This is a genomic window from Inquilinus limosus MP06 (assembly GCF_000767795.1).
GTDB classification, from domain to species: domain Bacteria; phylum Pseudomonadota; class Alphaproteobacteria; order DSM-16000; family Inquilinaceae; genus Inquilinus; species Inquilinus limosus_E.
In genome coordinates this window covers 1-4,186 of record NZ_JANX01000546.1, presented here as the reverse complement: position 1 = coordinate 4,186, position 4,186 = coordinate 1, and the positions used below count along the sequence as shown (strand labels likewise).

The window sequence follows — 4,186 nt, the reverse complement described above, 5'->3', positions numbered from 1 at the left end:
GGCCGGCCCTGGCCGACATCCGGGTGATCCTGCTGGGTCTGGTCTATTTCGGCATCGTCATCGGCCTCTACGGCATCGGCCTGTGGCTGCCGCAGATCGTCAAGGGCATGGGCTTCACCACGCTGCAGACCGGCTGGATCATCGCCCTGCCCTATCTGGTCAGCGCCGGCGCCATGCTGGTCTGGGGCCGCCACAGCGACCAGACCGGCGAACGCGTGCTGCATGTCGCCCTGCCGGCGCTGGTCAGCGCCATCGGCTTCGCCGGCAGCATCGCCGCGTCCTCGAACGTCGTGTCGCTGGCCTGCCTCGGCATCGCCGCGATCGGCATCTACGCCACGCTCGGGCCGTTCTGGACGATGCCGCCGGTGTTCCTGGGCGGCACCGCGGCGGCCGGCGGCATCGCCCTGATCAACTCGATCGGCAATCTCGGCGGCTTCGTCGGGCCCTATGCGGTCGGCTGGATCAAGGAGTCGACCGGCAGCTTCACCGCCGGCATGGCCCTCTTGGCCGCGAGCCTGGCCGCCGCCGCGGCGATCGCCCTGGTGGTCGGCCGGCACCTCCGCCGCGCCCCGGCGCCGTCATGGACGGGCAAGGCCTAGCCCGGAATTCTCACACCCGCTGCGTCCTGCGCCGGTTCAAAATGCCGACGGGGCAGGAGAGCGGCGCAGCGCGATGCCTTTGCATCGGGCAAGCCGTTCGACGCACCCTGTCGGCATTTTCAACCGGCCCGAAGGGTCGCCTTGCGGCGGCCGCCTGCGGGGGCGGGCCGCTCAACCGTATGGCCCTATACGCTTTTCGCGTCCCGCCCTCGCATTCGACTCGCCGCAAGGCGACGCAGGGCGTAGGGGGTGTGAGAAATCCGGGCTAGCGCCCGCCCCGGTCAAGGAGCCTCCCCATGCCCTCTCCCACTCCGCAGCTCCGCCTCTGGGGCCGAGTCAATTCGGTCAATGTGCAGAAGGTGCTCTGGTGCTGCCAGGAGCTCGACCTGGCCTATGAGCGGATCGACGCCGGCATGCAGTTCGGCGTGAACACCGAGCCCGACTACCTGGCGAAGAACCCGAACGGCAAGGTGCCCCTGCTGATGGACGGCGACTACGTGCTGTGGGAGTCCAACGCCATCATCCGCTACCTGGCCCAGCAATATGGCGAGGGCGGGACCCTCTACCCGCCGGACCCGAGGATCCGCGGCGGGGTCGACCGCTGGCTGGACTGGAGCCTGTCGACCCTGCAGCCGGCCGAACGGCCGGTGTTCTGGGGCCTGGTCCGCACCGCGCCGGCGGAGCGGGACATGAAGGCGATCCAGGCGGCGGCCGACGCCGTGGCGGCGCTGTGGGGCATCGTCGACCGCCACCTGACGGGGCGGCGCTTCCTGGAGGGCGAGGTGTTCACCCTGGCCGACATCGTGCTGGGCGCCTATGCCCGCCGCTGGTTCGGGGTCGAGGGTGTGGCCAAGCCGGAGCTGCCGCAGCTGGAGCGCTGGCACGCCCGGCTGGCGGAGCGCGAGGGCTACCGCCGCTTCGTCGCGCCGCCGCTGACCTGAGCGGAGCGCCGGCCATTCCGCTCCGTCCCGTTTCCGCCTAAGCTTCGGGTTTCTCTCGCCGCCGCCGACGATGCCGAACCGAGCCCGCCTTCGCCCCGCCTGCCTGTCGCTGCTGCTGGCCGGGCTGCTCGGGGCGGCCGCGGCCCAACCCGCGGCGGCGGCGTCGATGACGTTCAAGCTCCAGGGGCCGGCGCAGGACTGCGCCGCCTGCTTCTGGATCCTGGCCGAAGGCGAGATCGACCGCAGCACTCCGGGACGGTTCGAGGCCTTCCTGGCGCGGACTCCCGATCCGCCGCGGCTGGTCCGGCTCAACTCCCATGGCGGGCTGATCGTCTACGGCACGCGGCTGGGCCAGATGATCCGCGAGGGCGGGTTCGACACCGTGGTCGGGCGGGTGAAAATCCGTCGCGGCGACGGCCGCGCCGAGACCCAGTTCTCCAACTGCTTCTCCGCCTGCACCCTGGCCTTTCTCGGCGGCGTCCGTCGCCGTGTCGACGGCGGCGACTTCGGCATCCACCGCCCGGCGGTCGACCAGGCCCGGGTCGGCCGGGCGGTCGATGCCGAGGAGATCCGGCAGGCGATGCGGCTGTCGGGCTATCTCATCGCCGCCTATGTCGCGCAGATGGGGGTCGACCCCGACTTCATCACCCGCAGCTTCGCGGGGCCGGACATCCGGCTGCTGGACCATGACGACCTGGTCCGGCTCAAGGTCGTGACCGACGGAGCTGGCAAGCCGGCACCCCCGGGCTGAACCGCCGGCTTGCGGTTTCCCGGCATGGCCGGTATCCAGGTCTCACATTTCAAGACAGGCATTGTTCCGGGCCGAGATGAACGCCTCCGACCACATCGATTACCTCAAATCCATCAACCAGACCTTCCACGAGCAGATCAAGATCGCCGACCAGAAGGCGGCCTATATCTTCACCTTCCTGATCGCGCTGGTGGCCTGGTCGCCGGAGATGCGGTCGGTCTTCACCTGGACCCGTAGCGTTCCCTTCCCTTCGGCGAAATGGGTCCTGTGCCTGGTGCTGGTGGTCGCCCTTTCGGCCGGGCTGGTCTGCGTGGCGCTGGTGTTGCTGCCGCGCAAGCGCAACGGCGGCGCCTGCCTGTACTGGGCGGCCTGGCCGCAGGCCGGCGAGCGGCTGGACCACGCCGCCCGCCGCACGGAGCCCGGCTTCATCGCCGCGGAGTACACCGCCAATGCCCGCAACCTGGCGGCGATCTGCCAAGCCAAGTACCGCTATGTCGCCTGGGCCTTCCGGTGCCTCGCCGTGGTCATCCTCTGCTATGTGCTGCTGATGGCGGTCGGCTAGAGATACTTTCCCTCCATGATCGCCAGCGTGTAGTCGCGATAGCTCATGCCGAGTTCTTCGGCCCGGGCCAGGCGGCGCAGGGCGATCTCGCGAGGCGGCGTCTTCCAGGCGGCGGCATGCGCCTTTTTCCAGCAGAAATGCCGCCAGGAGGTCGCGGAATCCGGATGCTCCTCCTCCAGCGGCGGGCCGCCATTGTGCCCGAGGCCGAAGAGGAGTTGCGATGGAGTCGAATCTCTCATATGCGAGAATTTATCCCCGATTGGAGATGATAGCATCTGGAAAATTGGCCCTCCCTCTTGTCATTGCCGGGCTTGACCCGGCAACCCAGGGGTCGTCCGGCGAGGCTTCGACATCTCTGGATGCCCGGGTCAAGCCCGGGCATGACAACGGGGGTGGATTGTTGCATCGCGATTGACAGGAACCGGCCGGCTCGTATCCTGAGGCGAACAACACGATAGTCTTCTTGCCCGCGGGGCAAGAGCGGCAATGAAGCCCCATCCGCAAGCCGGCGACGGCGGGCGATGGGGCTTTGTGCGTTCAGGGGACAGGCAGCACGTGCGGGCGAGCTACGCGATCGGTCTTCTCTATTCGACCACCGGGCCCTATGGGGCGATCGGGCGGGATGCGCTGGACGGCGCGCTGATGGCGCTGGAGGAGGTCAATGCCGATGACGGATTCAGCTTCACCCTCGCCCCCGTCGCGGCCAACCCCGAGGGCGTGATCGACCGCTATCACGCCCTGTGCGAGACGGCGATCCGCGAGGATGGCTGCCGCCAGATCGTCGGCACCATCACCTCGCTGTCGCGCAAGGAGGTGCTGCCGACCATCGAGAAGCACGACGCGCTGCTGTGGTACATCTGCCCCTATGAGGGCTTCGAGAGCAGCGAGGCCGTGATCTATACCGGCGCCGCCCCGAACCAGCACATCGTGCCGCTGTTCCAGCATGTGCTGCCACGCTGGGGCACCCGCGCCGCCCTGCTGGGCTCGAACTACATCTGGGGCTGGGAGGTCAACCGCGTGGCGCGGGAGCTGATCGGCGCCTGCGGCGGCGAGGTGCTGGCCGAGCGCTATTTGCCGATCGGCAGCGAGGATGTCGGCCGGCTGGTGCAGGAGGTGCGGGAAAAGCGGCCCGACTTCATCCTGAACAACCTGATCGGCCCGTCGAGCTACGCCTTCTTCCGGGCCTATCAGGCGCTGGCGGAAAGCGACCCGGCCTTCGGGCCGGACCGCTGCCCGATCGTCAGCTGCAACCTGACCGAATGCGAGCTGGGGCTGATCGGCCCGGCCGGCATCGGCCATCTCAGCAGCGCGATCTATTTCGCGGGCGTCGACA

At 68.8% G+C, this 4,186-nt stretch carries 6 protein-coding genes; 5 read left to right on the top strand and 1 reads right to left on the bottom strand.

Annotated elements, in window-relative coordinates; translation table 11 throughout:
- The 4 genes from P409_RS28015 to P409_RS28000 all read left to right on the top strand — a co-directional run.
- Positions 1-599: MFS transporter (locus tag P409_RS28015; RefSeq protein ID WP_034846145.1), on the top strand; the 599-nt coding region annotated here is incomplete at its 5' end.
- 296 nt (positions 600-895) lie between these two features.
- On the top strand, positions 896-1,540 hold the full coding sequence (locus P409_RS28010) for a glutathione S-transferase family protein (protein WP_034846143.1): 645 nt from the start codon (positions 896-898) through the stop codon (positions 1,538-1,540).
- A 70-nt stretch (positions 1,541-1,610) separates the two neighbouring features.
- Positions 1,611-2,291 carry a COG3904 family protein gene (locus P409_RS28005; protein WP_052121492.1) on the top strand — a complete coding sequence of 227 codons (681 nt, stop codon included), beginning with the start codon at positions 1,611-1,613 and terminating at the stop codon, positions 2,289-2,291.
- Positions 2,292-2,367: 76 nt separating this feature from the next.
- A complete protein-coding gene (locus tag P409_RS28000) occupies positions 2,368-2,853 on the top strand; it encodes a Pycsar system effector family protein (RefSeq protein WP_152613584.1) in 486 nt (161 codons plus the stop codon).
- Here P409_RS28000 and P409_RS27995 read toward each other — a convergent pair.
- Positions 2,850-3,092, bottom strand: a complete 243-nt coding sequence (locus tag P409_RS27995; RefSeq protein ID WP_052121490.1) for a hypothetical protein — start codon at positions 3,090-3,092, stop codon at positions 2,850-2,852. The genes P409_RS28000 and P409_RS27995 overlap by 4 nt on opposite strands.
- A gap of 316 nt (positions 3,093-3,408) precedes the next feature.
- Here P409_RS27995 and P409_RS27990 point away from each other — a divergent pair.
- The coding region (locus P409_RS27990) for a transporter substrate-binding protein (RefSeq protein ID WP_034846139.1) at positions 3,409-4,186 on the top strand (778 nt) is incomplete at its 3' end.

Coding starts and splice junctions, on each gene's coding strand:
- P409_RS28010 (WP_034846143.1), top strand. CDS start 896: ATGCCCTCTCCCACTCCGCAGCTCCGCCTCTGGGGCCGAGTCAATTCG.
- P409_RS28005 (WP_052121492.1), top strand. CDS start 1,611: ATGCCGAACCGAGCCCGCCTTCGCCCCGCCTGCCTGTCGCTGCTGCTG.
- P409_RS28000 (WP_152613584.1), top strand. CDS start 2,368: ATGAACGCCTCCGACCACATCGATTACCTCAAATCCATCAACCAGACC.
- P409_RS27995 (WP_052121490.1), bottom strand. CDS start 3,092: ATGAGAGATTCGACTCCATCGCAACTCCTCTTCGGCCTCGGGCACAAT.